28 protein-coding genes and 1 pseudogene are annotated in these 26,674 nt (G+C 69.1%); 11 read left to right on the top strand and 18 right to left on the bottom strand.

Features of this window, described 5'->3' with window-relative positions; genetic code table 11:
* Nucleotides 1-131 precede the first annotated feature (131 nt).
* From mctP to F3T56_RS35015, 5 genes and pseudogenes are all read right to left on the bottom strand, one after another.
* A complete protein-coding gene (gene mctP, locus F3T56_RS35035) occupies nt 132-1,760 on the bottom strand; it encodes a monocarboxylate uptake permease MctP (RefSeq protein WP_149829376.1) in 1,629 nt (542 codons plus the stop codon).
* Nucleotides 1,757-2,038 (bottom strand): DUF3311 domain-containing protein, encoded by a 282-nt coding sequence (locus tag F3T56_RS35030; RefSeq protein ID WP_172639283.1) that lies wholly within the window; start codon nt 2,036-2,038, stop codon nt 1,757-1,759. Before F3T56_RS35030 ends, mctP begins: the two co-directional genes overlap by 4 nt.
* 24 nt (nt 2,039-2,062) lie before the next feature.
* Nucleotides 2,063-2,299: a YbdD/YjiX family protein gene (locus F3T56_RS50285; protein ID WP_149829374.1), complete on the bottom strand. Its 237-nt coding sequence runs from the start codon at nt 2,297-2,299 to the stop codon at nt 2,063-2,065.
* Nucleotides 2,274-2,474: pseudogene (locus tag F3T56_RS35020) on the bottom strand (hypothetical protein); the annotation flags it as partial. The gene F3T56_RS50285 and the pseudogene F3T56_RS35020, both read right to left, overlap by 26 nt.
* A gap of 187 nt (nt 2,475-2,661) precedes the next feature.
* A complete protein-coding gene (locus tag F3T56_RS35015) occupies nt 2,662-3,426 on the bottom strand; it encodes a GntR family transcriptional regulator (RefSeq protein WP_149829373.1) in 765 nt (254 codons plus the stop codon).
* Nucleotides 3,427-3,717: 291 nt separating this feature from the next.
* Between F3T56_RS35015 and F3T56_RS35010 the strand changes: the two genes are divergently transcribed.
* The 4 genes from F3T56_RS35010 (at nt 3,718) to F3T56_RS34995 (ending at nt 8,392) form a co-directional block, all read left to right on the top strand.
* On the top strand, nt 3,718-4,998 hold the full coding sequence (locus F3T56_RS35010) for an extracellular solute-binding protein (protein ID WP_149829372.1): 1,281 nt from the start codon (nt 3,718-3,720) through the stop codon (nt 4,996-4,998).
* Between the two features lie 83 nt (nt 4,999-5,081).
* Nucleotides 5,082-6,068, top strand: coding sequence for a carbohydrate ABC transporter permease (locus F3T56_RS35005; RefSeq protein WP_149829371.1), 987 nt, complete (start codon nt 5,082-5,084; stop codon nt 6,066-6,068).
* Entirely contained in the window at nt 6,065-6,907 is an 843-nt protein-coding gene (locus tag F3T56_RS35000; RefSeq protein ID WP_149829370.1) for a carbohydrate ABC transporter permease, read from the top strand. Before F3T56_RS35005 ends, F3T56_RS35000 begins: the two co-directional genes overlap by 4 nt.
* Before the next feature lie 9 nt (nt 6,908-6,916).
* Nucleotides 6,917-8,392: a glycoside hydrolase family 3 protein gene (locus tag F3T56_RS34995; RefSeq protein ID WP_149829369.1), complete on the top strand. Its 1,476-nt coding sequence runs from the start codon at nt 6,917-6,919 to the stop codon at nt 8,390-8,392.
* A gap of 140 nt (nt 8,393-8,532) precedes the next feature.
* Here F3T56_RS34995 and nagB read toward each other — a convergent pair whose 3' ends face one another.
* A complete protein-coding gene (gene nagB, locus F3T56_RS34990) occupies nt 8,533-9,318 on the bottom strand; it encodes a glucosamine-6-phosphate deaminase (RefSeq protein ID WP_149829368.1) in 786 nt (261 codons plus the stop codon).
* Nucleotides 9,319-9,787: 469 nt separating this feature from the next.
* Here nagB and F3T56_RS34985 point away from each other — a divergent pair, with 469 nt between their 5' ends.
* Entirely contained in the window at nt 9,788-11,254 is a 1,467-nt protein-coding gene (locus tag F3T56_RS34985) for a sensor histidine kinase (RefSeq protein ID WP_216373039.1), read from the top strand.
* A gap of 169 nt (nt 11,255-11,423) precedes the next feature.
* Here F3T56_RS34985 and F3T56_RS34980 read toward each other — a convergent pair whose 3' ends face one another.
* Both F3T56_RS34980 and F3T56_RS34975 read right to left on the bottom strand, forming a co-directional pair.
* Entirely contained in the window at nt 11,424-11,681 is a 258-nt protein-coding gene (locus F3T56_RS34980) for a WhiB family transcriptional regulator (protein ID WP_007491230.1), read from the bottom strand.
* 318 nt (nt 11,682-11,999) lie between these two features.
* Entirely contained in the window at nt 12,000-12,971 is a 972-nt protein-coding gene (locus F3T56_RS34975) for a diacylglycerol/lipid kinase family protein (RefSeq protein ID WP_149829366.1), read from the bottom strand.
* Between the two features lie 89 nt (nt 12,972-13,060).
* Between F3T56_RS34975 and F3T56_RS34970 the strand changes: the two genes are divergently transcribed.
* The gene (locus F3T56_RS34970; RefSeq protein ID WP_149829365.1) at nt 13,061-13,513 is read left to right on the top strand and encodes a hypothetical protein; all 453 of its coding nucleotides are present in this window, start codon (nt 13,061-13,063) and stop codon (nt 13,511-13,513) included.
* A gap of 165 nt (nt 13,514-13,678) precedes the next feature.
* Here the strand turns inward: F3T56_RS34970 and F3T56_RS34965 are convergent, their stop codons facing one another.
* The 3 genes from F3T56_RS34965 to F3T56_RS34955 all read right to left on the bottom strand — a co-directional run bounded on the left by F3T56_RS34965 (nt 13,679) and on the right by F3T56_RS34955 (nt 15,874).
* Nucleotides 13,679-14,848 (bottom strand): RNA polymerase sigma factor SigF, encoded by a 1,170-nt coding sequence (locus tag F3T56_RS34965; protein ID WP_149829364.1) that lies wholly within the window; start codon nt 14,846-14,848, stop codon nt 13,679-13,681.
* Complete coding sequence (locus F3T56_RS34960; protein ID WP_128379511.1) at nt 14,845-15,258, bottom strand: ATP-binding protein; 414 nt, start codon at nt 15,256-15,258, stop codon at nt 14,845-14,847. Before F3T56_RS34960 ends, F3T56_RS34965 begins: the two co-directional genes overlap by 4 nt.
* Before the next feature lie 355 nt (nt 15,259-15,613).
* Complete coding sequence (locus F3T56_RS34955; RefSeq protein WP_149829363.1) at nt 15,614-15,874, bottom strand: UBP-type zinc finger domain-containing protein; 261 nt, start codon at nt 15,872-15,874, stop codon at nt 15,614-15,616.
* Nucleotides 15,875-15,934: 60 nt separating this feature from the next.
* Between F3T56_RS34955 and F3T56_RS34950 the strand changes: the two genes are divergently transcribed.
* Nucleotides 15,935-17,530, top strand: coding sequence for a Na+/H+ antiporter (locus F3T56_RS34950; RefSeq protein WP_149829362.1), 1,596 nt, complete (start codon nt 15,935-15,937; stop codon nt 17,528-17,530).
* Here the strand turns inward: F3T56_RS34950 and F3T56_RS34945 are convergent.
* Nucleotides 17,527-18,474: a 1-aminocyclopropane-1-carboxylate deaminase/D-cysteine desulfhydrase gene (locus F3T56_RS34945; protein ID WP_149829361.1), complete on the bottom strand. Its 948-nt coding sequence runs from the start codon at nt 18,472-18,474 to the stop codon at nt 17,527-17,529. The two genes, F3T56_RS34950 and F3T56_RS34945, sit on opposite strands and share 4 nt — an antisense overlap.
* 73 nt (nt 18,475-18,547) lie before the next feature.
* Complete coding sequence (locus F3T56_RS34940; protein ID WP_172639282.1) at nt 18,548-19,138, bottom strand: N-acetylmuramoyl-L-alanine amidase; 591 nt, start codon at nt 19,136-19,138, stop codon at nt 18,548-18,550.
* Nucleotides 19,139-19,421: 283 nt separating this feature from the next.
* Here F3T56_RS34940 and F3T56_RS34935 point away from each other — a divergent pair, with 283 nt between their 5' ends.
* From F3T56_RS34935 to F3T56_RS34920, 4 genes are all read left to right on the top strand, one after another.
* On the top strand, nt 19,422-20,828 hold the full coding sequence (locus F3T56_RS34935) for a family 2B encapsulin nanocompartment shell protein (RefSeq protein WP_149829360.1): 1,407 nt from the start codon (nt 19,422-19,424) through the stop codon (nt 20,826-20,828).
* A 35-nt stretch (nt 20,829-20,863) separates the two neighbouring features.
* The gene (locus F3T56_RS34930; protein ID WP_216373038.1) at nt 20,864-21,913 is read left to right on the top strand and encodes a family 2 encapsulin nanocompartment cargo protein polyprenyl transferase; all 1,050 of its coding nucleotides are present in this window, start codon (nt 20,864-20,866) and stop codon (nt 21,911-21,913) included.
* A 160-nt stretch (nt 21,914-22,073) separates the two neighbouring features.
* Entirely contained in the window at nt 22,074-22,361 is a 288-nt protein-coding gene (locus F3T56_RS34925; protein WP_149829359.1) for a hypothetical protein, read from the top strand.
* 12 nt (nt 22,362-22,373) lie between these two features.
* Nucleotides 22,374-22,787: a YciI family protein gene (locus tag F3T56_RS34920; RefSeq protein WP_149829358.1), complete on the top strand. Its 414-nt coding sequence runs from the start codon at nt 22,374-22,376 to the stop codon at nt 22,785-22,787.
* Nucleotides 22,788-23,012: 225 nt separating this feature from the next.
* On the opposite strand, the gene F3T56_RS34915 is transcribed toward F3T56_RS34920, so the two are convergent.
* The 5 genes from F3T56_RS34915 to F3T56_RS34895 are packed head-to-tail and all read right to left on the bottom strand — an operon-like array spanning nt 23,013 to nt 26,582.
* Nucleotides 23,013-23,789, bottom strand: a complete 777-nt coding sequence (locus tag F3T56_RS34915) for a VOC family protein (RefSeq protein WP_246204214.1) — start codon at nt 23,787-23,789, stop codon at nt 23,013-23,015.
* Nucleotides 23,782-24,240, bottom strand: a complete 459-nt coding sequence (locus tag F3T56_RS34910; protein ID WP_149829357.1) for a VOC family protein — start codon at nt 24,238-24,240, stop codon at nt 23,782-23,784. The genes F3T56_RS34915 and F3T56_RS34910 overlap by 8 nt, the downstream gene beginning before the upstream one ends.
* 53 nt (nt 24,241-24,293) lie before the next feature.
* Nucleotides 24,294-24,725 carry a helix-turn-helix transcriptional regulator gene (locus F3T56_RS34905; protein ID WP_149829356.1) on the bottom strand — a complete coding sequence of 144 codons (432 nt, stop codon included), beginning with the start codon at nt 24,723-24,725 and terminating at the stop codon, nt 24,294-24,296.
* 60 nt (nt 24,726-24,785) lie between these two features.
* Complete coding sequence (locus F3T56_RS34900) at nt 24,786-25,646, bottom strand: carbohydrate ABC transporter permease (protein ID WP_149829355.1); 861 nt, start codon at nt 25,644-25,646, stop codon at nt 24,786-24,788.
* Between the two features lie 15 nt (nt 25,647-25,661).
* Nucleotides 25,662-26,582, bottom strand: a complete 921-nt coding sequence (locus F3T56_RS34895) for a carbohydrate ABC transporter permease (protein ID WP_246204212.1) — start codon at nt 26,580-26,582, stop codon at nt 25,662-25,664.
* Nucleotides 26,583-26,674: the final 92 nt, after the last annotated feature.

Below are 26,674 nucleotides of genomic sequence, written 5' to 3'. Positions count from 1 at the left end.
CAGTTCCCCGCACTCGCCAACACACCGACTGGACCGAGCTCTCAGGCGAAGCGGGGTTGAAGGGGCGGTAGCCCCTGGGGATGGGACGGGTAGGGGCGGGGGCGAAAAACGCCCCCGCCCCGAGCCGGCGGCTAGTGGCTCGCCCCCGCCGTGGCCGGCGGCAGTTCGACCTGGACGCCCGCGTCGCCGGCGTCCGCCGTGTAGTCCTCCGGCTTGGTCTCGTCGATGCCGTCGGGGGCCTTGGCCGCCCGCAGCACGAACGTCAGGACAACCGTCACCACCACGTTCAGGACGAAGGCCGTCAGACCGATGTAGCCGATCTCGCCGATGCCGGGGATCTCCGCGGAAGAGCCGCCGAAGTGCTTCTGCGTCGGCGAGGCGACGCCGTACGCGGCCATCGTGCCGTAGAGCATGCCGACCGCCCAGCCGGCGAGCAGGGCCCAGCGGTGGAACCAGCGGGTGAAGAGGCCACCCACCAGCGCGGGGAAGGTTTGGAGGATCCAGATGCCGCCCAGGAGCTGGAAGTTGATGGCGACTGTCTTGTCCATGGTGAGGACGAAGGCCAGGGCGCCTACCTTCACCAGCAGCGACACCAACTTGGAGACCTTGGTCTCCTGCTCCGGCGTGGCGTTCGGCCTGATGAAGTCCTTGTAGATGTTGCGGGTGAAGAGGTTCGCCGCCGCGATGGACATGATCGCCGCGGGGACCAGCGCACCGATGCCGATGGCGGCGAAGGCGACGCCCGCGAACCAGTCGGGGAACATCGTCTCGAACAGCTGCGGGATCGCCAGCTGGCCGTTCTGCACCTTGATCCCGGCCGCGATCGCCATGAAGCCGAGCAGCGCGAGCAGGCCCAGCATCAGGGAGTAGAGCGGCAGGATCGTGGTGTTGCGGCGGATCACCTCGCGGCTCTTCGACGACAGCGTCGCCGTGATCGAGTGCGGGTACATGAAGAGTGCGAGCGCCGAGCCGAGGGCCAGCGTCGCGTACGTCCACTGGCTCGCGTCGCCCGGCACCAGCGCACCGCGCGGCGCACCCGTCGCCGGGTTGGTCTGGCCGTACGCCTCGCCCGCCTTGGCGAAGATCTCGTCGAAGCCGCCCAGCTTGATCGGGATGTAGATGATCGCCACCGCGATGACGATGTAGATCAGGGTGTCCTTGACGAACGCGATCAGCGCCGGGGCACGCAGGCCAGACGAGTACGTGTACGCGGCCAGCACACCGAACGCGATCAGCAGCGGCAGGTCCTTGATGAACCAGTTGGTGTTCTCACCGCCGCCGACGCCCATGACGTCCAGTACGGCCTGGATACCGACGAGTTGGAGCGCGATGTACGGCATCGTCGCGAGGATGCCGGTCACCGCCACCGCCAGCGAAAGCCCCTTCGAGCCGAAGCGGCCGCGTACGAAGTCGGACGTCGTCACATAGCCGTGCTTGTGCGAGACCGACCACAGACGGGGCAGGAAGGTGAAGATCAGCGGGTAGATCAGGATCGTGTAGGGCACGGCGAAGAAGCCGGCCGCGCCCGCCGCGTAGATCGCCGCCGGTACGGCGACGAAGGTGTACGCCGTGTAGAGGTCGCCGCCGAGCAGGAACCAGGTGACCCAGGTGCCGAACGACCGGCCGCCCAGGCCCCATTCGTCGAGGCTGTTCTCGTTCTCGGCCTTGCGCCAGCGCGCGGCCATGAAGCCCATGACCGTGACGGCCAGGAAGAAGAAGATGAAGACGGCGAGTGCCACGCCGTTCACGCCGTCCTTCACTTCGCGACACCCCCGTTCGCGGACCGCTGGGACTTGCGGGCACGCTGGTCACGCTGCCACAGCACGTACGCGACGCCCGTGAGCACGGTGGAGATGAGCACCCAGGCCATCTGGTACCAGTAGAAGAACGGGATGCCCATGAGCACCGGGTCCGTCTTGGCGTAGGAACCGACCCAGAGCATCGCCACGAACGGTGCGAACAGGCACAGGGCGATGACCACCCTGACTGGTGTCACCACCGGTGCCCCTGGGGGTCTCACTTCAGGCGCTTCTGACATGTCCGGGTTCCGTCCCCTCACTGATCACCACTGATTAACGCAGATCACCTGCATTAACGCGCAGGAAATGTAAGGGACGGTTTCGCCGTATGGAACCCCCTGTCCGGATAACGGATGCGAAGGTTGTGTGTTCAGCGGCAGCGGACCCCCTCCCGGGTCGTGCGTACGCAGGTGCTCCATGTAGCGGTCGTACGCCGACTCGTCGGTCAGTTCCCGTACGTACCAGCGCACACCCCTAACCACCCGCCCAAGCGACCGCATGGCGCTCGTCCTCCTTCTCCTCCTTGGTCGGGATCAGCCCCGCCGGGGCGACGATCTTCGACTCGACGTACTTGGCCTCGTTCAGCGTGGACAGCGCCGGGCGGCGTATGTGTCGGACGCGGATCCGTAAGGCGTCCGCGATCACCACGACGATCAGCAGGGCCAGGACCGCCGCCGTACTCACATGGCCAGGTCGTGAGGGACTCCGCCCACCCGGCTCGGACCACGGACGTGATCCGTGTCGCCGCCCGGGATGCGAAAGCGGACGACCAGTGCGCCCAAGACCGTTCGGGGCGTGCCAATGAGCGGGCTTGCCCACTTACTGCTCAGGAACGGTTCGTGGACGCCCGCCCAGAGGAGGCTCAGTCCTGCGGCCGCTTGAGCCGCGCCACGAACTTGTATCGGTCGCCCCGGTAGACCGACCGCACCCACTCCACCGGCTGCCCCTCCTTGTCCAGGGAGTGGCGGGAGAGCATCAGCATCGGCAGGCCCACGTCCGTGCCGAGGAGGCCGGCCTCGCGCGGGTTGGCCAGGGAGGTCTCGATGGTCTCCTCGGCCTCGGCGAGATGGACGTCGTAGACCTCGGCGAGCGCGGTGTAGAGGGAGGTGTACTTGACGAGCGACCTGCGCAGGGCCGGGAAGCGCTTGGCGGAGAGGTGAGTCGTCTCTATGGCCATCGGCTCGCCGTTCGCCATACGGAGGCGCTCGATCCGCAGCACCCGTCCGCCGGCGGTGATGTCGAGCAGCCCGGCGAGGGTGTCGTCGGCGGTGATGTAACCGATGTCCAGCAGCTGTGAGGTCGGTTCGAGGCCCTGGGCCCGCATGTCCTCGGTGTACGAGGTGAGTTGCAGCGCCTGGGAGACCTTCGGCTTGGCGACGAACGTGCCCTTGCCCTGGATCCGCTCAAGCCGCCCCTCGACGACCAGCTCCTGAAGCGCCTGCCGAACGGTCGTACGCGAGGTGTCGAATTCGGCGGCCAGCGTCCGCTCCGGCGGCACCGGGGTGCCGGGCGGCAGTGTCTCGGTCATGTCGAGCAGGTGCTTCTTCAGGCGGTAGTACTTGGGCACGCGTGCAGTACGGACGTTCGCCCCGTTCTCGTTCTCCGCACTGCTGACGTCGGTCGTCATGCTCCGCCTTCCCGGCTCCTGGTGAATGGCTCATCCTCGCACGTCGCGCGATCCCTCTGTATACCTTCACACCCTGTGCTGGTCTAGTCCACCATCGTGGAATGGTCTACCTGACGAGTGTGCCCCAACCGAACGATTTTCGCCGCCTTCTTACTTAAAGGTTCCTGCATATGTAGGTCGCATAACGGCTGGTGAGAGCGGGTCGCTCATTCCTTGACACACCTATTGGTCTGAGCCAAGCTCCGCCTACTGGTCTACACCATTGGTCCAGGTGTTCTGAGGAGGGGTGGCGTGAAGCGCAAGCTGACAACCGCGATCTGTGTCGCGGGCATGATGGTCTCCATCGCGGCGTGCGGGGGCGGCGGGAGCGGGAGCTCGGACACGGGGGCGGACACCGAGGAGCTGACCGTCTGGCTCACGGTGGACGCGCAGAACAACTGGCCCGAGCTGGTCAAGGCCGCCGACGCGGCGGTCACCGAGAAGCACCCCGGCATCAAGATCAAGCACGAGTACTACGGCTGGCCCGACAAGAACGCCAAGCTCGACGCCGTCCTCGCCACCGACAAGGCGCCCGACGTGGTCGAGATGGGCAACACCGAGATGCTCGCCTACATGGTCAAGGGCGCCTTCGCCCCCGTCGACCCGGCGAAGTTCGACAACGCAGGCGCCTGGCTGGACGGCCTCAAGGCCTCCGTCACCTACGAGGGCAAGACGTACGGCGTCCCGTACTACGCCGGCGGCCGCGTCGCCAACTGGCGCAAGGACCTCTTCGCCGAGGCCGGCGTCAAGTCCACCCCCAAGACGTACGACGAGCTCACCGCCGCCCTCGACAAGGTCCAGAAAAAGCAGGGCGACAAGTTCAACGCCTGGTATCAGCCCACCCGCGACTGGTACGCGGCCATGTCCTTCGTCTACGACGCCGGCGGCTCCATAGCGGTCGAGTCGGGCGGCGAGTGGAAGGCCAACCTCTCCTCCCCGGAGTCCATCAAGGGCCTGGAGGAGTTCAAGAACGTCGTCGACACCTACATGCACGGCGACAAGACCAAGGACGAGTCCGACCGTTACATCGTCTACGGCCAGGGTAAGTCCGGCATGATCTTCGCCCCCGCCTGGGAGGGCGCGACCGCCGCGGTCAAGGAGAACGACAAGACCGGCAAGCTCGCCGGCAACGTCGAGAACTTCGTGATGCCCGGCCCGTCCGGCAAGAACCTCCCCGTCTTCCTCGGCGGCTCCGACCTCGCCGTGCCGGTGAAGTCCGACGCACAGACCGTCGCCGCCGAGTGGATCAACGCGTTCACCGGTTCCTCGGGGCAGAAGGTGCTGATGGAGAAGGGCAACCTGCCCAACAACAAGACCGACCTCGCGACGCTCAAGTCCGACCCGGCTACGGCGGTTCCGGCGACCGCTGCCGAGTCCAACTGGTTCGTGCCGATGGCGCCCGGGTGGGGGCAGGTCGAGAAGGCGCAGATCCTGCAGACCATGCTGCAGTCCATCGGCACGGGCAAGCAGTCTGTCGAGGAGGCGGCGAAGGAAGCGGATGCGGCGATCGACAAGGTCATCAACAACGCGTGAGCACCGGTGGGGGCCCCGTTCACGGGGCGGGGCCCCACTTCCCGTACGACCGTTCGACCTGAGGGATCGCTGAGGAGCGCGCGATGAGTGCCGCAGACACGACCACCCCCATCAAGGTGCCGCCGCCGCGGCAGGCGCCGCCACCGACCGTCCCGGAAAGCCCACGAAGAAAGCGGACCTCGGGCGGCGCCGCCGTACCCTGGGCCCTCCTCGCGCCCTGTCTCCTGATCCTCGCCCTCGTTCTCGGCTATCCGCTGGGCCGGCTGGTCACGCTCTCCTTCCAGGAGTTCGGCCAGTCCCAGCTGTGGGGCTTCAAGCCGGCGGAGTCGGTCGGCTTCGACAACTTCGCCGAGGTGCTGGGCGACGGTGAGTTCTGGGCCGTCGTCGTACGGACCGTCGTCTTCGCCGCCGCCTGCGTGATCTTCACGATGGTCATCGGCATGCTGATCGCCCTGCTGCTCCAGCGGGTCTCGGGCTGGGTGAAGACGCTCATCAACATCGCGCTGGTGGCGAGTTGGGGCATGCCGATCATCGTGGCCACGACCGTCTTCAAGTGGCTCTTCGACTCCGACTACGGCATCTTCAACGCGCTGCTCAGTAAGCTCCCCGGCGTCGACATGATCGGCCACAACTGGTTCGCGAGCGGCCCCGAGGGCCTGGCCGTCATCACGTTGCTCGTGGTGTGGGGCGCGGTGCCGTTCGTCGTCATCACGCTCAGCGCCGGACTCACCCAGGTGCCGAAGGAGTTGGAGGAGGCGGCCCGGCTGGACGGCGCGGGCGCGTGGGGCGTGTTCCGCTATGTCACCCTCCCCATCCTCAAGCCGATCATCGTGATGCTCACGACTCTCTCGGTCATCTGGGACATGGGCGTCTTCCCCCAGGTCTTCGTGATGCGGGGGGGCCACCCGGAGGCCGAGTTCCAGTTGCTCACCACCTACTCGTACAACAAGGCGTTCGTGGTCAACGACTACGCGCAGGGCTCGGCGATCGCCCTGCTGACCGTGGTGTTGTTGCTGGGCGTGATCGGCGTCTACATGCGCCAGATGCTGAAGATCGGAGAGGTCGAATGAGTACTGCCGGTGTCTCCGGTCCCCGGAGGTCCAAGCTCGGCTGGAACCTCCTCGGTCTCCTCGTCTTCGTCACCGCCGGCTTCCCCGTCTACTGGATGCTGAACACGGCGTTCAAGCCGGCGAAGGACGCCATCGACCCGGACCCGAGCCTGCTGCCGACCGGTGTGACCCTCTCCAACTTCAGCCGGGCGCTGGACATCGCCGACTTCTGGGGCTCGGTCGGCCGCAGCCTCATCGTGTCCCTCGCCGTCGTGGTGATCGGCATCGTCGTCGGCATGCTGGCAGCCCTCGCCATCTCCCGCTTCGCCTTCCGCGGCCGGAAGGTGGTGATCGTCGGCATCCTGGCGGTCCAGATGGTCCCGCTGGTCGCGATGATCATCCCGGTCTTCCTGCTTCTGAACGACCTGGGCCAGTACGACCGCCTGACCGGCCTGATCCTCACCTACCTGACCTTCATCCTCCCGTTCACCGTGTGGACCCTGCGCGGCTTCATCGTCAACATCCCGCGCGAACTGGAGGAGGCGGCCATGGTCGACGGCTGCTCCCGCACCACCGCCTTCCTCCGCGTGGTGTTCCCGCTGCTCGCCCCCGGCATGGTGGCGACCTCGGTCTACGGCTTCATCCAGGCGTGGAACGAGTACCTGTACGCCCTGATGCTGATGAGCCAGCAGAACCAGACCGCGACCGTCTGGCTCGGCAACTTCACCACCAAGCACGGCACCGAATACGCCCCGATGATGGCCGGCTCCACGATGATGGCCGTGCCGATCGTCGTCCTCTTCCTCCTCGTCCAGCGCAAGATGGCCGCGGGTCTCACCGCGGGCGCCGTGAAGGGATAAGCGCACCCGATGACGACATTCGCCACTGGCTCGGACACTCTCACGCGGGACGCGCTGACGGTCCTGCAGCCCGGCTTCACGGGCACCACCGCCCCCGACTGGCTGCTGCGCCGCCTCGGCGAGGGCCTCGCCTCCGTCGGCCTCTTCGGCCGCAACATCACCTCCCCCGAACAACTCTCCGCGCTCACCGCCCAGTTGCGAGCCGAGCACGAGGACGTCCTGGTCGCGATCGACGAAGAGGGCGGCGACGTCACCCGCCTGGAGGTGCGCACCGGCTCGTCCTTCCCCGGCAACCACGCCCTGGGCGCGGTCGACGACGTGGACCTGACGAGGGAGGTCGCCCACGCCCTGGGCCGCCGCCTCGCGGACTGCGGCGTCAACTTCAACTGGGCCCCGTCGGCCGACGTGAACTCCAATCCGGGGAATCCCGTCATCGGCGTACGCTCCTTCGGCGCCGACCCCGAACTGGTCGCCCGCCACACCGCGGCCTACGTCACCGGCCTCCAGTCCGCCGGAGTCGCCGCCTGCACCAAGCACTTCCCGGGCCACGGCGACACCGCCGTCGACTCCCACCTCGCCCTGCCCCGCATCGACGCCGAGCGGTCCCTGGTGGAGGCCCGCGACCTGGCCCCGTTCCGGGCCGCCATCGCCGCCGGCTCACGCGCGATGATGAGCGCCCACATCCTCGTCCCCGTCCTGGACCCCGACCGCCCGGCAACGTTGTCGCACGGCATCCTCACCGACCTCCTTCGCGGCGAACTGGGCTACGACGGCCTCATCGTCACCGACGGCATGGAGATGCGCGCCATCGCCGGCACCTACGGCATCGAACAGGGCAGCGTCCTCGCCCTCGCCGCCGGCGCCGACGCGATCTGCGTGGGCGGCGGCCTCGCCGACGACGAGACGGTACGCCGCCTCCGCGACGCCCTCGTCGCGGCCGTACGCTCCGGCACCCTCCCGGAAGCCCGCCTGGCGGACGCCGCGAGCCGGGTCCGGGCACTGGCGCGGTGGACGGGGACCGCCTCCGCCGCCGAGGCCCGCCCGGACGTGGGCCTCATCGCCGCCCGCCGCGCCCTGACGGTCACTCCCTCCGAACCGTACGAGCCCGCCACCCGCCCCCTCTACGTCGCCGCCTTCACTCCCATGGCGAACATCGCCGTAGGCGACGAGACCCCGTGGGGAGTAGGTGCCGAACTGTCCCGCCTCCTCCCCGGCACCGAGACCGGCACCTTCACGGGCGACAACGCCGGCCCCTCCGCCCTGACGGCCGCCGGCCCCCACCGCATCGTCGCCGTAGTCCGCGACGAACACCGCCACCCCTGGATGACCACCGCCCTCGACACACTCCTCCGGACCCGCCCCGACACCATCGTGGTCGAAATGGGCGTACCTCAGTCCGCTCCCCGGGGCGCCCTCCACATCGCGACGCACGGGGCGGCCCGAGTCTGCGGCCGAGCGGCGGCGGAGATCATCGCAGGCAAGTAGCAGCTACGACACGACAGGCGCCGCTCCCTTTGAAGGGAGCGGCGCCTGTCGCGCCCTTTAGGGGCGCGGGGAACTGCGCGAGAAACCACGACGAGCCCGCAGCCCTCGAATCACCGAACCCGGCAGACGAGACCGCACCCTCAAATCCCCTGCCACTCCGGCTTATTCGCATACGTATGCCGGAAATAGTCAGCCAGCTTCAACTTGGACGCGGCCCCCTCATCCACCACCACCGTCACATGCGCATGCAGCTGCAACGCCGACGCCGGACACACCGCCGCCACCGGCCCCTCCACGGTGGCCGCAACCGCATCCGCCTTCCCCTCACCCGTCGCGAGCAGCACCAGATGCCGCGCCTCCAGGATCGTCCCGATGCCCTGCGTGATGACGTGGTGCGGCACCTGCTCGATGCCCCCGTCGAAGAACCGCGCGTTGTCGACGCGGGTCTGCTCGGTCAGCGTCTTGATCCGCGTCCGCGAGGCGAGCGACGAGCACGGCTCGTTGAACCCGATGTGCCCGTCGGTCCCGATGCCGAGCAACTGCAGATCCACACCCCCCGCCTCGGCCAGCGCCCTGTCGTACGCCGCGCACGCCGCCGGCACGTCCTCGGCGGTCCCGTCCGGCCCCATGAACGCGTCCATGCCGAGCCCCAACGGCTCCAGCACCTCCCGCCGCAGCACCGAGCGGTACGACTCGGAATGCTCGGCCGGCAGCCCCACGTACTCGTCGAGCTGCGCGATCCGCGCCCGCGACACGTCCACGGCACCGGACCGCACCTTCGCCGCCAGCGCCGTGTAGACGGGCAGCGGGGTCGACCCCGTGGCCACCCCGAGCAGCGCGTCGGGCTTGCGCCGGAGCAACTGGGCCATCGCCTCGGCTATGAGCTCGCCACCCGCCTTGGCATCCGGAACGATGACAACTTCCACGTTGGGCCTGCCGATCTGGAAAGGGGACTCAATCCACATGTGGTTTAGACCAATCTAGCAGGATGGTCCAGACGGGCCGAATATTGTTCAATGGCACAACAACAAACATCCGCGAACGCATGGACACACGCAGTGGTCTAGTCAACAATGCGGGGTAGGACATGTGATCGATCAGCGGTCCCGACCGCGGCGATCACGCGTACGACGAAACAGACCTCCGTCTTCCCCGCACAGGAAGGCGGACCGAGGAACCGGCGCTCTCTGCCCTGACTGCTCCGGCTCCTCATCCTTCGGCCATCTGGGACCGCACACCCCACGGCCGATGCTGCTCCGGGCTGCGGTGCCGGGAGGGTTGAGGGTCCCTCTCAGGCGCCGCGGCCCGCGGGTGCTTCCAGGGCCCGCACCGGTTACCGAACCACCGTTTCCGGCCATGTCCGTACCGCCAGGTACGCTCGCACACGTGCCCTCCATGAACGAACTCGTCCGCCAGCACACCGCTCTCAGCGACTCCGACCTGGAGTGGCTGCATCTGCTGGTGTCGGAGTGGCAGCTTCTCTCCGATCTCTCCTTCGCCGACCTCGTCCTCTGGGTCCCCACCCGCGACGGCACCCGCTATGTCTCCGTGGCCCAGATGCGCCCCAACACCGGCCCCACCTCGTACCAGGACGACATGGTCGGCCACCTGGTCCCACGCGGCCGCCGCCCCCTGCTGGACGTGGCCGTCGACGAGGGCCGCATCGTCCGCGAGGGCGACCCCGAGTGGCGTGAGGAGGTGCCCGTACGGGTCGAGTCCATCCCCGTACGAAGGGAGGGACGCGTCCTCGGCGTCATCGCGCGCAACACCAATCTGCTGACCGTGCGCACCCCGAGCCGCCTGGAGTTGACGTACCTCCAGAGCGCGTCCGACCTGGCCCAGATGATCGCCGCGGGCGCGTTCCCGTTCCCCGACCAGCAGGTCGACATGGACGCCTCGCCGCGCGTCGGCGACGGCCTGATCAGGCTCGACGCCGACGGCATCGTCCAGTACGCCTCCCCGAACGCGCTGTCCGCGTACCACCGCCTCGGCCTCGCCGCCGACCTCGTCGGCTGCCATCTCGGCCGTACGACCGCCGAACTCGCCCCGTCCCGGGGCCCGGTGGACGAGGCGCTGGCCAAGGTCGCGAGCGGGTGGGCGCCGCGCGAGTTCGAGATCGAGTCCAGCGACGGGGTGATCCAGTTCCGGGCGATCCCCCTCAAGCCCAAGGGCCCGCGCATCGGCTCCCTCGTGCTGCTGCGGGACGTGACGGAACTGCGGCGTCGCGAGCGCGAGTTGATCACCAAGGACGCGACCATCCGGGAGATCCACCACCGGGTGAAGAACAACCTCCAGACGGTCGCCGCACTGCTCCGCCTCCAGGCCCGGCGCATCGAGTCCGAGCGCGGCCGGGAGGCCCTCGAAGAGGCCGTACGACGGGTCGGGTCGATCGCGATCGTGCACGAGACGCTCTCCCAGACCCTGGACGAGCGCGTGGAGTTCGACGAGATCGCCGACCGGGTGCTCGCCATGGTCGCCGAGATCTCCCCGGGCAAGGTCGCCGGCCGACGCACCGGACGCTTCGGCATCCTGGACGCGGAGGTCGCGACCCCGCTCTCCATGGTCCTCACCGAGATCCTGCAGAACGCCCTCGAACACGGCTTCCGCGAGGGCGACACCGGCAGCGTCGAGGTCTCCGCCGTACGCGGCGGCACCACCAAGGAGACCCGTCTCCTCGTCACCGTCCAGGACGACGGCGTCGGCCTGCCTGAGGGCTTCGACCCGGCCCGCTCGGGCAACCTCGGCCTGCAGATCGTACGGACGCTGGTGGAGGGCGAGTTGGGCGGCACCTTCGACATGGTCCCGGCCCCCGAGCGCGGCACCCAGGTGATCCTCGACATCCCGGTGCGCACCCAGAAGTAACAGCGCTGAGGCCCAGTAACAGCACTGAGCCCCGGACCATGATCTGGTCCGGGGCTCAGGCAAGTGGCTGATTAAGCGCACCGGGGGCACTGCGCGCTGCGGCTCGGGGGCGGGAGAAGCGTACTCGCTGTACGCGCCGCCAAGCTCAGGCTATTACTGGGTGGGATTGTCAGGCGGTGGCCTGACGGGCCCGGTTGCGGGCGGCGCGACGCTTCATGGCGCGGCGCTCGTCCTCGCTGAGACCACCCCAGACGCCGGAGTCCTGGCCGGACTCAAGCGCCCACTGCAGACACTGCTCGATAACCGGGCAGCGACGGCAGACAGCCTTGGCTTCCTCGATCTGCAGCAGCGCAGGACCGGTGTTGCCGATGGGGAAGAAGAGCTCGGGGTCTTCCTCGCGGCAAACGGCGTTGTGACGCCAGTCCATGGCTGCTACCTCTCCTTGGTATTACATGCACGTTGCTTGTGAATGTGAACGCTTTCACGAATCCCTCAACAAGTGAAGGGCCGATCACCAGACGGACTGGTGTGGTCCTTTGATGTGAGGAGGGGTTCTGGCGCTTGCGTGAGCCGGTGTTGCGGGCTGTCCCGAGTGCCACGTAGAGACTCGCAAACCTCGGCGGCGGATACAACCCCTTCCGGAAAGTTTTTTTTGATTCCTCGGTGTCGACTGTGTCACAGCCGTACTTCCATGGGGTGGATCCTGGCCTAAACGTTCGAGTGGAAGGACTTTTGCCCGTTCCGCTCACACAATCACACGCAGTGCACGGCGTACGCCTGTGAACGTCACGCTCGTACGCAGTCCGAGGTGGTCGCCGTCCATCTGGAGGGGGAGGGGGACCTTCGAATGCAAGGTGAAGTCGGTCAGGTCGTGCAGGGACGTGGCGTGCTTGCCGTGGGGGCCGCGCTCGGGGGACGAAGTGAGCAACTGTGTGGCATAACGGGCAAGCGCGGGCGTCGACATGCGGCTGAGGCCGAGCACATCGAGACCTTTATCGAACGAGGCCTTAGGTGATGCGTACACCGGGCGATTGCCCAGAAACGTCCACGGGGACGTGTTGCAGACTATGGAGAGCACAAGATCGGAAATGGGGTCCTCGCCGGCCCGTTCCAAAGTGATCGTGCCGTGTCTGCGGTGGGGCTCTTCCAGGAACTGACGGAATGCCTGACGCAGGTAAAGGGCGTGCGTGGATTTCCTGCCGCGTTCCCGCTGCTGTTCGACCCGGCCGATCACACCCGCGTCGAATCCGAGGCCGGCGCAGAAGGTGAACCAGCGGGAGGGCACCGCCTCGTCCTCCGTGCCCGGGGTACCCGAGGCCATGCCCAGACCGACCGTCCGCTCGCGGCTCTCGCGCAGGGCGTCCAGGAGGACGCCGGTGGACTCCACGGCGTCATTGGGCAGGCCCAGGGCGCGGGCGAAGACGTTGGTGGAGCCGCCGGGGACCACGGCGAGACGGGGGAGACGGTCCGGGTCGGGGCCGTGGTGCAGCAGGCCGTTCACGACCTCGTTGACCGTGCCGTCGCCGCCGAGCGCCACGACCAGCTCGACGTCGTCCTTGCCCTCCGCGGCCTGGCGGGCGAGGTCCCGGGCGTGCCCGCGGTACTCGGTGGTGACCGCCTCGAGCTTCATCTCGCTCGCGAGCGCGTGGATCAGCACATCGCGCGTACGTGCGCTTGTGGTGGTTGCCGCCGGGTTGACCACGAGAAGTGCACGCATGCGTTGCAGGGTACCTACTGGGCGGTACTCGGTGCACCGGGGGTCCGGTCGGGCCCGTTCGGGTGAAGGGCGAGGGCTACCCTTCAGGGGTGAGCCCTGAGCAGAATCCCACCCCGCAGACCCCTGACGCCGAGCCCCGTCCCGGGCGGCTGACCGCCGCGGCGGCGCTGGCCGCGCTGGAGGGAGTGGCGCTGCTGGTCGGCGGCGGGGCCATGCTCGTCCTCGGCCTCACCGGGGACTCGGGCGACCTGAGCACCGGTGTCACCGGGGGCGTCACGCTGATCGCGCTGGCCCTGCTGCCGTTGATCGCCGCGCGCGGGCTGCTGCTGCGGCGCGGCTGGAGCCGGGGGCCCGCCGTCATCACGCAGATCATGGCGCTGCCTGTGGCGTACAGCCTGCTCCAGGCCGACAGCGTGGCGATCCCGGCGGGGATCGTGCTGGCTGTCGTCGCCGTGACGGCGCTTGTGTTGCTGATCAATCCCGCTACGACCCGGGCCCTGGGGATTCAAGGGCCGGGGCGTGCGGGGGAGTCTGACCGGTAGCTGTACTGGGGCCTGGTTCGTAGGGCGCCCGGCGCTGTCGGCTGTGCCCACCCTCCCCCACGCTCGGCTTCGCTCGCGCGGGGGACCCCCATCGCCCCGCGGAACGACTGCCCACAGCACCAGCAACGGGTAAGGATCGCCATAGCCGTCGAGCGCCTATGGCGGCTACTCCTCGACGAGGAGCTTCTCCCGTAGCTGGGCAAGAGTCCTCGCCAGCAGTCGTGACACGTGCATCTGGGAGATGCCGACCTCCTGCGCGATCTGCGACTGGGTCATGTTGCCGAAGAAGCGCAGCAGCAGGATCCGCTTCTCGCGCGGGGGAAGGTCTTCGAGCAGCGGCTTCAAGGATTCCCGGTACTCGACGCCCTCCAGCGCCTCGTCCTCGGCGCCCAGCGTGTCGGCGACGGCCGGGGACTCGTCGTCGGTGTCGGGGACGTCCAGGGACAGAGTGGAGTACGCGTTGGCCGACTCCAGGCCCTCCAGGACCTCCTCCTCCGAGATGGCCAGCTTCTCGGCCAGCTCGTGCACCGTCGGGGAGCGGCCGTGCTGCTGGGAGAGCTCGGCCGTCGCCGTGGTCAGCGCGAGGCGCAGCTCCTGCAGCCGGCGCGGCACGCGCACCGCCCAGCCCTTGTCACGGAAGTGCCGCTTGATCTCGCCGACGACCGTCGGGGTCGCGTACGTGGAGAACTCCACGCCGCGGTCGGGGTCGAAACGGTCGACCGACTTGATCAGGCCGATGGTGGCGACCTGCGTCAGGTCGTCCAACGGCTCACCGCGGTTGCGGAAGCGGCGCGCGAGGTGCTCCACGAGCGGCAGATGCATCCGGACCAGCCGATTGCGCAGCTCCGCGTACTCCGCACTGCCCTCTTTCAGGGAACGCAGCTCTACGAACAGGGCTCGCGCCCCACTGCGGTCCTGAGGGTCGTGCTGCGTGCTGCGCACGCTCTGCGCGCCCGCCTCGTCGTGTCGCTCGTGCTCGCTCATAGTCCCGCCCACCGTCACCGTTCCCCCAGCTCTCGACTGTGCGGGGGAGGCCCCAGTCCGCCGTACGGCACCCTCCGGATCCCGCTGCCCGTCGGAGAGCACCTCGCGCTCCGCGTCGTCGGCCGGCTCCGCCCACCGAGACGGTCCGGCCGCCGCCGAGGAGTCGTCCTCCGGGTGCGGCCGGGCCTGCTCGGGGATGCCGTCGACGCCGTCCGCCAGGTGCACCGGCCCGCTCGGACCGACGCCGCCCGGACTTGCGGCCTCGCTCGGCCAGGGGGCACCCCCGCCCTCCGCGGGAAGTTCCCGTGTGCCGCTCTCTTCGTCCCGCACCGGCCCGTCCCCGTTCCTCACGCCGGCCCGGGTCCCGCGCCGCGCTGTTTGTAGAGGCTGATCGAAACGGTTTTGTCTTCGGCGACCGCGGAGGAGACCTTGCCCGCCAGGGCCGACAGCACGGTCCAGGCGAAGGTGTCACGCGAGGGGGCGTGGCCGTCCGTGGTCGGGGCCGAGACCGTGACCTCCAGCGAATCGTCGACCAGGCGGAAGACACAGCTGAGCACCGAGCCGGGCACGGCCTGCTGGAGCAGGATCGCGCAGGCCTCGTCGACCGCGATGCGAAGGTCCTCGATCTCGTCGAGGGTGAAGTCCAAACGGGCCGCGAGGCCGGCCGTCGCCGTACGCAGCACCGACAGGTAGGCACCCGCGGCCGGCAGCCGGACTTCCACGAAGTCCTGGGTCCCGGGCTCGCCTGCGATCTGGGACACCCTCACCTCCAAGGTGGTACAAGCTTTTTCGGGGGCCGAGGGTCGCCCCCCGGGGTAACGCGCTACGTGGTTCAGCGGTGACGCTATCGCGCTACCGAGCGCCGTGTCCCCGGGGTCCCGGGGACCACGCCCCATGCTGTCACTCATAGTAAGCCTATGAATACGCTCGGTGGCTAGAGGTCTGCGGGCCTCAAATAGGAAGAGCACGCGCCGGATTGACGTACCCAGGCGTCGGACTGCCGAACCGTCTCACACGAGTACGTCGACGAGTCACGGGGTGACTTGGTTCCGTCGTACGAGGTCGCGGACCTGTTCGTCGTGGTCCTGTTCGGGATTCCGGGCGTCGTACGAGTGCTCATACGAGGACATGGTCGACGAAGCACCAGCGCCAGCTCTCGCCCGCTTCGAAGGTACGCATGATGGGATGGCCGCTCTCCTTGTGGTGCTCGGTCGCGTGCCGCAGCGGCGAGGTGTCGCAGCAGCCCACGTGCCCGCACTCCAGGCACATCCGCAACTGCACCGGGTGAGCGCCGACCGCCAGGCACTCCGGGCAGGTCTCGCTGAGCGGAACCGGCTCGGGGTGCGGCAGTGCGTCCGCGTGCGTGCACTGTTTCATGATGGCCAGGTTACGACGGTCGCGCGGAACCGTGCGCTGAATCGAAGGGGGCGGGCAGCGATGCACTTTTTGCCCGTGCTGTTGCTGGTCGCGGGGAGCGCGACGGTCGCCGGCATCGCCCGGCGTACGCCGGTGCCCGCTCCGCTGCTGCTGGTCGCGGTGGGCCTGGTGGTGTCGTACCTGCCCGGAGTGCCGCACTACGAGCTCGACCCCGAGATCGTCCTGCCGTTGATCCTGCCGCCGCTGCTGTACACGGCGGCCACCGACAGCTCGTACCTCGATCTGCGGGCCCAACTGCGGCCCGTGGCGCTGCTGTCGGTCGGCTACGTGCTCTTCGCGACCCTGGTCGTCGGCTGGGCCGCGTACCTGATCGTGCCGGGGCTGCCGCTGACCGCCGCGCTGGTGCTGGGCGCGGTGGTGGCGCCGCCGGACGCCGTGGCGGCGACGGCGGTCGCGCGGCGGGTGGGGCTGCCGTCGCGGATCACCACGATCCTCCAGGGCGAGTCCCTGGTGAACGACGCGACCGCGATCACCGCGTACCGGGTGGCCCTGGCCGCCACGATCGGCGAGGGCGCGAGCTGGGCCGGCGGGATCATCGAGTTCCTGGTGGCGGCGGTCGGCGGCGTCGCGGTCGGGCTGCTGATGATGATGCCGATCCACTGGCTGCGCACGCACCTGACGGAAGCGCTCCTGCAGAACGCGCTCTCCTTGCTGACCCCCTTCGTCGCCTACGGGCTCGCCGAGTGGGTCCACGCCTCCGGAGTGCTCGCCGTGGTCGTCGTCGGCCTGTACCTCGGCCACCGCAACTGGCAGGTCGACTTCGCGACCCGTCTCCAGGAGGAGGCGGTCTGGAAGATGGTCGCCTTCCTGCTGGAATCCGCGGTCTTCGCGCTCATCGGACTCCAGCTGCCGGTCGTCCTGGAAGGGCTGGGCGAGTACGAGGGCGCGCGCGCCACCTGGTATGCCGTGGCCGTCTTCGTCGTGGTCGTCGCGTCCCGGTTCGTGTGGGTGTATCCGGCGACCTTCCTGCCGCGGACGCTGTCCGCCCGGATCCGGGAGCGGGAGGACAATCCCACCTGGAAGGGGCCGTTCATCATCGGCTGGGCCGGGATGCGCGGGGTCGTCTCGCTGGCCATCGCGTTCTCGATCCCGCTCACGGTGCACGGTGGGGAGGAGTTCCCCGGCCGGAACCTGATCCTCTTCCTGACCTTCACGACGGTCATCGGCACCCTGGTCATCCAGGGGCTGACCCTGCCGCCGCTGATCCGGCTGCTGAAGCTGCCGGGGCACGACGCCCGGGCCGAGACCCTCGCCGAGGCCAATGCCCAGGCCCAGGCGTCCCGGGTCGCCGAGGCGCGCCTCGACGAGCTGCTGACGGACGAGCGCAACGCGCTGCCGCCGCCCCTGGTCGACCGGCTGCGCGCCGTGCTGGAGCGGCGCCGCAACGCCGTGTGGGAGCGGCTGGGATCGGTGAACCCGGTCACAGGGGAGACCGCCGACGACACCTACAGGCGACTCTCCCGGGAGATGATCGGCGCCGAACGGGAGGTGTTCGTCAAGCTGCGGGACGGGCGCCACATCGACGACGAGATGCTGCGGACACTGCTGCGCAGGCTGGACCTGGAGGAGGCGGCGGCGTACCGGGAGACGCCCTAGGGCCTACTCGCCTGCTCGGAGAAGGGGCTTCCGGTGATCACCGCGGCGAGCGTCGTCCCGCGTGGGAAGGTGCCTTCGGAGGCCAGGGTGACAAGTCCGTAGAGCAACTTGGCGACATAGAGACGTTCCACGGGGAGGCCGTGCCGGGTCTCGAAGCCGGTTGCGAAGGCGTCCAGTTCGGGGGTGGTGCGGGCGTAGCCGCCGAAGTGGAAGCGGTCGTCGAGGGACCAGACGCCACGGCGGCCGCCGAAAGCTTGCCGCTGGAGTTGTCGTATCTCCTCTTCGAGGAAGTCGCCCTTGAGGACGGGGATGCCGAGGGCGCGCTGGTCGGGGGCCAGGCCGGCGGCGAGACCGGCGAGCGTGCCGCCGGTGCCGCAGGCGAGGGCGACGACGTCGGCCCGGCCGCGCAGTTCGGTGCCGAGGTCCTGACAGCCGCGTACGGCGAGGGAGTTGCTGCCGCCCTCGGGGACGACGTACGCGTTGTCGGCGTCGGCGGCGCGGAGGACGGCGGCCAGCGTGTCCGGGTCGGTCTTGCGGCGATACGTCGATCTGTCGATGAAGTGCAGGCGCATACCGTCCGCCGTACAGCGGGACAGGGAGGGGTTCAGGGGGCGGTCGGCGAGCTCCTGGCCGCGGACCACGCCGATGGTGGGCAGGCCCAGGAGGCGGCCCGCGGCGGCGGTGGCGCGCAGATGGTTCGAGTAGGCGCCGCCGAAGGTGAGGAGGGGACGTCCGGCCGCCGCGCGCAGATTGGGGGCGAGCTTGCGCCACTTGTTGCCGATCAGCTCGGGATGGATCAGGTCGTCGCGCTTGAGGAGCAGCCGGACGCCGTGCCGGGCGAAACGGTCGTCCACGACCTCTTGAAGAGGGGACGGCAGCCGGGGGTTCAGGGCGGCGGTCGGGTCGGGGGTGGAAGGGTCGGGGGCGGAGGGCTGGCCGGTCACATGCCCATTGTCGGACACATGACCGGTCGGCGTCGGGTGCGCCAGAGGTGGGGCCCGTGGCCGCGACGGAGCCCTACTTCAAGCGGGCGCGGATGCGGTTTCGCATGGAGGCCATGGTGAAGCCGCGGGGGTCGACCTTGCCGGGCTGCCATTCGAGGTGGCCGATGACGGAGCGTTCCGTCCAGCCGTGGTGGCGGCAGACGGCGGCGGAGACCCGCTCGATGGCGTCGAGCTGGGGTTCGGGCCAGGGATCCTTGCCGTCGCCGAGGTTCTCGCACTCGAAACCGTAGAAGTGGCGGTTGCCGTCGGTGTTGGCCTCGTTGTCCAGCGGGAGGGCCTTCTCGGCGATGACGGCCCGCAGCACCTCGTCGTCACCTAGACCGGCGTGGTTGGCGCGGCCGTAACCGACGAGGTGGACGCGGCCGTCCTTGGTGATCACACCGTGACACAAGGGGCCGGGCAGGCCCGAGTAACCGTCGCGGCAGATGCGGACGGTGCGCTCGCTGCCGGAGGTGACGGTGTGGTGGATCATCACGCCGTGCACGGGACCCCACGGCCCCTTGTGATTGCGGTTGTGATGTTCCCAGTCGCCGACCTCGACGACCGTGACGCCCTCGTTCCTCAGGAGGGTGAGGAACCTGCCCGCGGACATGGGTGGGGCCATGCCGACTCCTTCGTGCGCTGCGACGGCCGCTGGTCGCGGCCGCCTCGTACGCAGGCTTGTACTCCCGGCGGCGAACGGATGCCAGTTGCGTGTGCGACGCGCGAGTCGATTTGGTCAGATTCGGCGACGGGCGCGTGCGGTCGACAAAAACCGCTGATATGCCCAGTCTTCTGAGATCCATTCCCGCTCTTTCGAGTAATAGCATCGACACACTCCGTGATGGCAGGCTGGATCGCGAGATCGGTGACCGCGATATCTGTGCACACCCGGAGGGGAAATCCGTATGTCGGTAGGCGAAGAGGTCCGTCAGCAGCAGGACAAGCCGCAGCAGAGTCTCGGCACGGCCGCTGCCCGGAACCTGGCCACCACCACGAAGTCCGCGCCCCAGATGCAGGAGATCAGCTCGCGCTGGCTGTTGCGCATGCTGCCATGGGTGAATGCGCAGGGTGGCACGTACCGGGTGAACCGGCGGCTCACCTACGCGATCGGCGACGGTCGGATCACCTTTGTGAAGACCGGGGACCGGGTCGCCGTCATCCCCGCGGAGCTGGGCGAACTGCCGGCCCTGCGGAGTTACGAGGACATCGACGTGCTGGGCGAGCTGGCCCGGCGGTGCGAGCAGCGGGAGTTCGCGCCGGGGGATGTGCTGGCCGAGTTCGGCAGCCAGGCGGAGGAGGTGTTCCTGCTCGCGCACGGCAAGGTCGAGAAGATCGGCAGCGGCCCCTACGGGGACGACGCCGTGCTCGGAGTGCTGGCCGACGGGGCCTACTTCGGCGACCAGGCGCTGCTCGACGCCGACGCGATCTGGGAGTACACGGCCCGCGCGGTCACCGCATGCACGGTGCTCGTCCTGCCGCGTCAGGCCGTCGAACAGGTCGCGGAGCGAGCCGAGACCCTGAGCGGGCACCTTCAGGAGCAGCGTTCCATCCCGTCGCAGCGCACCAACAAGTATGGCGAGAAGGAGATCGACCTCGCCGCGGGCCACAGCGGTGAGCCGGACATCCCGCATACCTTCGTCGACTACGAGGCCGCGCCGCGCGAGTACGAACTGAGCGTCGCCCAGACCGTACTGCGCATCCACACGCGCGTGGCCGACCTCTACAACCAGCCGATGAACCAGACCGAGCAGCAGGTCCGGCTCACCGTCGAGGCGCTCAAGGAACGCCAGGAGCACGAGCTCATCAACAACCGGGAGTTCGGGCTCCTCCACAACTGCGAGTACGACCAGCGGCTCCAGCCGCACGACGGTGTGCCCGGCCCGGACGACCTGGACGAACTGCTCAGCCGCCGCCGGGGCACCAGGCTGCTGCTCGCCCACCCGCGCGCGATCGCCGCGTTCGGCCGTGAGCTCAACAAGCGCGGACTCGTCCCCGAGACCATCGACATCGCCGGGAACCGCATCCCGACCTGGCGCGGTGTCCCGATCTACCCGTGCAACAAGATCCCGGTGACCGAGGCCAGGACCACCTCGATCATCGCCATGCGTACCGGCGAGGAGGACCAGGGCGTCATCGGTCTGCGGGCCGCGAACATCCCGGACGAGATCGAGCCGAGCCTGTCCGTGCGCTTCATGGGCATCAACGAGCAGGCGATCATCAAGTACCTCGTGACGGCCTACTACTCGGCCGCGGTCCTCGTCCCCGACGCGCTCGGCGTTCTGGAGAACGTCGAGATCGGCCGGTGGCGGTGACCCTGCCCAAGACCAAGCACAGCCCGTTCGAAACCCTGGAAAGGCGGGGCCACATCACGATCCCTCCGGACGGGCAGGAGGCGGTGGGGATCCTGGAGCAGGCGCGGCTGTCCGTCGACCCCGAACTGCGCCGGGCGGTCGAGTCGTTGCCCGGCTCGATGCGCCGGGTCGCGCGCTACCACTTCGGCTGGGAGCACGCGGACGGCACCCCGGCGGCGGGCAACGCGGGCAAGGCGATACGTCCCGCGCTGGTCCTCGCCGCAGCCGAGGCGCTCGGCGGGCGCGAGTCCGCCGCCGTGCGGGCCGCCGCCGCGGTGGAGCTGGTGCACAACTTCACGCTGCTGCACGACGACGTGATGGACCGGGACACGACGCGCAGGCACCGGGCCACCGCCTGGACCGTGTTCGGTGTGCCGGACGCGATCCTCGCCGGGGACGCGCTGCAGGCCCTCGCCCAGCGGTTGCTCGCCGAGGATCCGCACCCGGCGGCGGCCGCGGCCTCCGCTCGGCTCGCGGCCTGTGTCGTCGAACTGTGCGCGGGCCAGCACACGGACACGGAGATGGAGGGACGCCGGCCGGACGACGTCACCCTCGACGAGGTGCTCGCCATGGCCGAGGCGAAGACCGGCGCGTTGCTCGGCTGCGCCTGTGCGCTGGGCGCGTTGTACGCGGGGGCGGGGAAGGAGGATGTCGAGGCGCTCGACGCGTTCGGGCGGGAGGCCGGGCTCGCCTTCCAGCTGATCGACGACGTGATCGGCATCTGGGGTGATCCGAGCCGTACCGGTAAGCCGGCCGGAGCGGATCTCATGGTCCGGAAGAAGTCCCTGCCCGTGGTCGCCGCGCTCGCCTCCGGTACTCCGGAGGCCGCCGAGCTCGCTGAGTTGTACGGGGCGCCGTACGAGGAGGGCGAATTGGAGCGTACGGCGCTGGTGGTCGAGCGGGCCGGTGGGCGTGACTGGGCGCAGGTCCAGGCGGCCGATCGGATGGCCCGGGCGATGCACGAACTGTCCCGTGCGGTGCCGGATCCGGAGGCCGCGGGTGGGTTGCTCGCGTTGGCCGAGTTCGTGACGCGGCGGAGCGCGTGACGCGGTAGCCGGGCAGGTCGATGCCTTCGGTCGGGGCGGGTCCCGCGCATCCCCACGGTGCGCGGGGCCCGTCGTGATCATCCGGGGCCGCGCCGGTTGGGGTGCGGACAGTGGCGTACGGCGGGGAGCGTGCGGCCTCCGTCGGTCATACCCTGAGGACATGGGCACCGACGATTATGTCTGCCCGGTCTGCGGACAGCCTGTGGCCACGGTCGTGCGGCGGCACAAGACGCTGGGCGCGTTCGTACCCGTATGGGGTCCGGGTCCGTGCAGGAACCCGAAGTGTGAGGCGTACGTCGAGGACGCCGTGGACGCCGTCGTGGAGAAGCCCCGGGCCGCGGCCCGGCGGACGCACGGCTCGCATGGCACGTACGCGGTGAAGACCGAGAGAAAGGCCGTGGAGCAGGTCGAACAGACGGTCGAGGGGGAGGCCGAGGAGCGGGGCTGAAGGAGCTGGCTCATGAAGTACCTGGTGATGGTTCTTGGTACGCAGGCCGACTACGAGGGCATGCGGGGCAAGGCGTCCGAGTACTCGCCGGCCTGGAGCCCGGATGAGCTGCAGGCCATGTACGACCACATGGGTGCGATCAATGAGGACCTTGCCAAGACCGGTGAGCTGATCGATGGGCAGGGGTTGGCCGAGCCGGCTCGGACGCGGTTGGTGACGGTCGACGAGCGTGGGGAGCCCGTGGTCGCCGATGGGCCGTATCGGGAGAGCGAGGAGCTGATGGCCGGGTACTGGTTGCTGGACTGCGCGAGCCTGGAGCGGGTCACGGAGATCGCGGCGCGGGTCGCGCGGTGTCCGGGGCCCGAGGGGCTCAAGGAGTATCCGGTGGTGGTCCGGCCGGTTCTGGATGGTGTGGAGGGCGTCTGAGCGGGCGTCTGAGCGGGCGTCTGTGCCGGGCTTTTCCTCGCCCCCGCCGCCCCTACCCTCCCCCACTCTCGGCTTCGCTCGAGCGGGGGGACCCCATCATCCCCAGGGGCGCTGCCCCTTCGACCCCGACCGACACGGGGCTCCGCCCCGGACCCCGCCAGGGGCGCTGCGCCCCTGGACCCCCGCTGAGTTTGCGCGCCCTGCGCCCCCTGGACCCTCGCCGACTTACTGGGTTGGCCGCAACCCTCCCGTCTCCGGGTCTCGGCCCGTAAGGCAATACGTGCCGCCCGTGGGGTCCCGCATCACCGTCCAGTGGGGGTGCTGGGCCACCAAGACGGCGCCGAGGGTTTCGTGGTGGGTGCGGGTGGTTTCGATGGTGGTGCAGGCGAGGTCGAGGTGGGCGGAGGTGGGGCGGGGGGTGTCCAGGCGTTGGAGGAGGAGGCGGAAGGGGAGGGACGGGAGGGGATTCAGGACGTGGAACTCGGGGCGGGAGCCGGGGTGGCAATTCCAGCCGGTCAGGGTGGTCCAGAAGGTGACCTCGGCGTCGTACGCGGCGGGGGGTATGTCCAGGCACAGCTGGTCCAGGCGGGTGCCCTCGACCACGGGTGGGCGTACCGACTCTCCGTGCCAGGGGACCGCGCAGAAGAGCTGGCCGGCGGGGGAGCGGAGCACCGCCCAGCCGGGGTGGGCGGTGACGATCTCGGCGCCGAGGGCGGTCGCGGACGCGATCAGGGCCGGGACGTCGGAGACGGAGAGGTCGAGGTGGGCGCCGCCGGGGCCCGAGTCGACCGCTTGGGCCTTCACCGAGGCGTCGGCGTCCGCGTTCTCGGGCAGGAGGGTCACGAACTCGGACCGTTCGCCCCGGGGCTCGGAGAGCTTCGTGCCGGTGACGGCTGTCCAGAAGACGCAGGCCCGGTCGAAGTCCGCCGCCGGGCGGTCGATGAAGGCGTACGCCCAGCGGATCGGCTCGCGGATCGGCTCACGCGCGGGTGTCTCAGCCACGGGTGCCGCTCCCGCGCTCCAGGAAGCGCAGCATGTTGCCCGCCGGGTCGCGGAACGCGCAGTCGCGGACGCCGTACGGCTGGTCCATGGGCTCCTGGATGACGTCCGCGCCGGCCTCGCGGACGCGGGCGAAGAGGGCGTCGCAGTCGGCGGTCGTGAAGATGACCCCGCGCAGGACGCCCTTGGCGAGCAGCTCGGCCACGGCCTCCTGGTCGGCGGGGGAGAAGTCGGGGTTCGCGGCCGGGGGCTCCAGGACGATCTCCACGTCCGGCTGGAGCGGGGAGCCCACGGTCACCCAGCGCATGTCCTCGTAACTCACATCGTTGCGGACCTCCAGGCCCAGGGTGTCGCGGTAGAAGGCGAGCGCCTTGTCGTGATCGTCGACGGCGATGAAGCACTGGGCGAGCTTCACGTCCGTCGGGGCCGGGGTGGGGTGCTGTCCGGTGGCCATGGGTTCACGTCCGTTCTCGGGATCCGCCGGTTCTCGGGATCGACGAGGTCACGCTAGAACGGCCCCTCCCCCTCCGTCGTGCCAATTCGGGGCCGATGCCGCGTCGGCCGGGTCAGGGTTCTCGTCACGCACGCCGGTATCGCCGCGCTCTGCTCGTGCGAACGCGCCCGGTACGCGCTCGGTGTCTCGCCGACCAACTCCGTGAACCGGGAGCTGAACGACCCCAGTGACGTACACCCCACGGCCATGCACACCTCGGTCACGGTGAGGTCCCCGCGGCGGAGCAGCGCCTTGGCCCGCTCTATGCGGCGGGTCATCAGATAGCCGTACGGTGTCTCGCCGTAGGCCGCGCGGAAGCTGCGCTGGAAGTGGCCGGGGGACATCAGCGCGGTGCGCGCGAGGACGCCCACGTCCAGCGGTTCGGTGTACTCGCGGTCCATGCGGTCCTTTGCCTGCCGCAGCCGCACGAGATCGTCCCGGTTCATGCCCCCAGCATCGCACCGGCCACTGACAACCGGCCCAGATCCGTCCCCGGTCCCCGGCGCTCAGCCCTTGACCGCCGCGCTGGCCACCCCCTGGACGAACCACCGCTGGAAGAACGCGAAGACGATCAGGACGGGCAGGACGAGGAGGACGCCGAAGGCGAGAATCTGGCCCCAGTCCGGCGGCTGCTGGCCCTGGAAGACGCTCATCTCCAGCGGGAGGGGGCGGACCGAGGGGTCGGAGACCATCAGCACCGGCCAGAGGAACGAACCCCACTGGGTGAGGAAGGTCAGGATCGCCACGGAGGCGAAGACCGGCTTCGACATCGGGACGATGATCGCGAAGAAGGTGCGCCAGGGACCGGCTCCGTCCAGGCGGGCCGCCTCCTCGATGCTCGGCGGGATCGACCGGAAGAACGTCTGGAACTGGTAGATCGAGAAGGCGTTGGCGACGAAGGGGAGCGCCTGGATGAGGAGCGTGTTCCGCTGGTCGTTGAACATGTAGAACAGCGGCACGGCCACCGACTCGAACGGCACCAGCATCAGCAGCAGGACAAGGGTGAACACGGCCTCCCTGCCCCGCCACTTGAGCCGCGAAAGCCCGTACGCCGCCATCGAGTTGATGAACAGGCCACCCGTCACCACCACGAACGCCAGCAGCAGCGAGACGCCCATGAACTGCCAGAAGTAGCCGGTGCTGTCGGAGTTCAGGCTGTCCAGGACGGCGGAGTAGTTGTCGAAGGAGAGATGCGTGGGGAGGAAACCGGACAGGCCGTTCAGGACCTCGTCGGACGGCTTGAGGCTGCCGAGGAGGAGATAGATGACCGGCAGCGCGAAGACGAACGCCAGCACGGAGAGGACGGCGTAGTCGAGGAAGCGGCGCAGAGGGCCGCGGGAGAGACCGGCACTCGTACTCGTACTCATGGTCAGACCTCGTTGTCAGGAGTCGTCGGGCCGGACGACGCGGCGCTGGATCAGGGTCAGGACGACGACGATCAGGAAGAACACGACCGTGATCGCGGACGCCTGGCCGATGTTGTTCTGGTCGAAGGCGGTGGTGACGGCCTGGTACATCACCGTGCGGGCCGCGTCCTCGTCGAGCCCGCCGCCCTTGACCAGGACGTACACCTGGTCGAAGACCCGGAAGGACAGCACCGAGGTGAGCAGCGCGACGAAGACGAGGGTGCCGCGGATGCCGGGCAGCGTGACATGGCGGAACTGCTGCCAGCGCGAGGCCCGGTCGAGCTGGGCCGCCTCGTAGAGCTCGGTCGGGATCTGCTGGAGGCCGGCGAGCAGGATGACCATCTGGAAGCCGACGCCCTGCCAGACGGAGAGCACGATGATCGAGGCCATCGCGGTGAGGCCGTCGCCGAGCCAGTCGAACGCGCCCCAGTTGCCGAAACTCACCGCGTCCAGCGCGGAGTTGAGCATGCCCTGGTCGCTGCGGGCGAGGATCAGCCGCCAGATCACGGCGACCAGCGCCATCGGGAACACGACCGGCATGAAGAACAGGGAGCGGAACAGGCCTATCGCCTTCAGCTTGCGGTTCAGCAGGATCGCGAGACCGAGGGCGAGGCACGTCTGCAGCGGTACGACGACCACGGCGAAGGTCAGGTTGTTCAGCAGCGCCCGCAGGAAGGGGCCGGACAGGTCGGGGTCGGTGAACAGCCGCCGGTACTGCTCCACACCGAAGAAGGTGGGCTCGAGCGGCGAGCCGAGGCGCACGTTGTAGAAGGAGAGCACCACGGCGTAGCAGAAGGGGATGCCGACGAAGGCGATGAGCCCGGCCACGGCGGGGGCGGACATCAGCAGTCCGTGTAGCCAGTCACGGTTCGTGCGCACGGACTGCGCGGGTTTCACGGCTTTCACCTGGTCCTTCCGAGGGTGAGGGAGATTCTGGCCTTTTGGCCCCGGTCGGCGTCGTGGCCCGGTAGCCTCGTCGCACCAGCTTG

Origin of the sequence: Streptomyces tailanensis, assembly GCF_008386495.1 — a bacterium.
Classification (GTDB): Bacteria; Actinomycetota; Actinomycetes; order Streptomycetales; family Streptomycetaceae; genus Streptomyces; species Streptomyces tailanensis.
Note: the sequence above shows the minus strand (reverse complement) of the source record. Positions and strands in the feature narration are given on the sequence as shown.

Excerpts from the sequence above, each read along its gene's own strand:
- F3T56_RS35030 (WP_172639283.1), bottom strand. The coding sequence starts at position 2,038 with ATGTCAGAAGCGCCTGAAGTGAGACCCCCAGGGGCACCGGTGGTGACA.
- F3T56_RS50285 (WP_149829374.1), bottom strand. The coding sequence starts at position 2,299 with ATGCGGTCGCTTGGGCGGGTGGTTAGGGGTGTGCGCTGGTACGTACGG.
- F3T56_RS35015 (WP_149829373.1), bottom strand. The coding sequence starts at position 3,426 with ATGACGACCGACGTCAGCAGTGCGGAGAACGAGAACGGGGCGAACGTC.
- F3T56_RS35005 (WP_149829371.1), top strand. The coding sequence starts at position 5,082 with ATGAGTGCCGCAGACACGACCACCCCCATCAAGGTGCCGCCGCCGCGG.
- F3T56_RS35000 (WP_149829370.1), top strand. The coding sequence starts at position 6,065 with ATGAGTACTGCCGGTGTCTCCGGTCCCCGGAGGTCCAAGCTCGGCTGG.
- F3T56_RS34995 (WP_149829369.1), top strand. The coding sequence starts at position 6,917 with ATGACGACATTCGCCACTGGCTCGGACACTCTCACGCGGGACGCGCTG.
- F3T56_RS34985 (WP_216373039.1), top strand. The coding sequence starts at position 9,788 with ATGAACGAACTCGTCCGCCAGCACACCGCTCTCAGCGACTCCGACCTG.
- F3T56_RS34980 (WP_007491230.1), bottom strand. The coding sequence starts at position 11,681 with ATGGACTGGCGTCACAACGCCGTTTGCCGCGAGGAAGACCCCGAGCTC.
- F3T56_RS34975 (WP_149829366.1), bottom strand. The coding sequence starts at position 12,971 with ATGCGTGCACTTCTCGTGGTCAACCCGGCGGCAACCACCACAAGCGCA.
- F3T56_RS34955 (WP_149829363.1), bottom strand. The coding sequence starts at position 15,874 with ATGAAACAGTGCACGCACGCGGACGCACTGCCGCACCCCGAGCCGGTT.
- F3T56_RS34950 (WP_149829362.1), top strand. The coding sequence starts at position 15,935 with ATGCACTTTTTGCCCGTGCTGTTGCTGGTCGCGGGGAGCGCGACGGTC.
- F3T56_RS34940 (WP_172639282.1), bottom strand. The coding sequence starts at position 19,138 with ATGGCCCCACCCATGTCCGCGGGCAGGTTCCTCACCCTCCTGAGGAAC.
- F3T56_RS34935 (WP_149829360.1), top strand. The coding sequence starts at position 19,422 with ATGTCGGTAGGCGAAGAGGTCCGTCAGCAGCAGGACAAGCCGCAGCAG.
- F3T56_RS34925 (WP_149829359.1), top strand. The coding sequence starts at position 22,074 with ATGGGCACCGACGATTATGTCTGCCCGGTCTGCGGACAGCCTGTGGCC.
- F3T56_RS34920 (WP_149829358.1), top strand. The coding sequence starts at position 22,374 with ATGAAGTACCTGGTGATGGTTCTTGGTACGCAGGCCGACTACGAGGGC.
- F3T56_RS34910 (WP_149829357.1), bottom strand. The coding sequence starts at position 24,240 with ATGGCCACCGGACAGCACCCCACCCCGGCCCCGACGGACGTGAAGCTC.
- F3T56_RS34905 (WP_149829356.1), bottom strand. The coding sequence starts at position 24,725 with ATGAACCGGGACGATCTCGTGCGGCTGCGGCAGGCAAAGGACCGCATG.
- F3T56_RS34900 (WP_149829355.1), bottom strand. The coding sequence starts at position 25,646 with ATGAGTACGAGTACGAGTGCCGGTCTCTCCCGCGGCCCTCTGCGCCGC.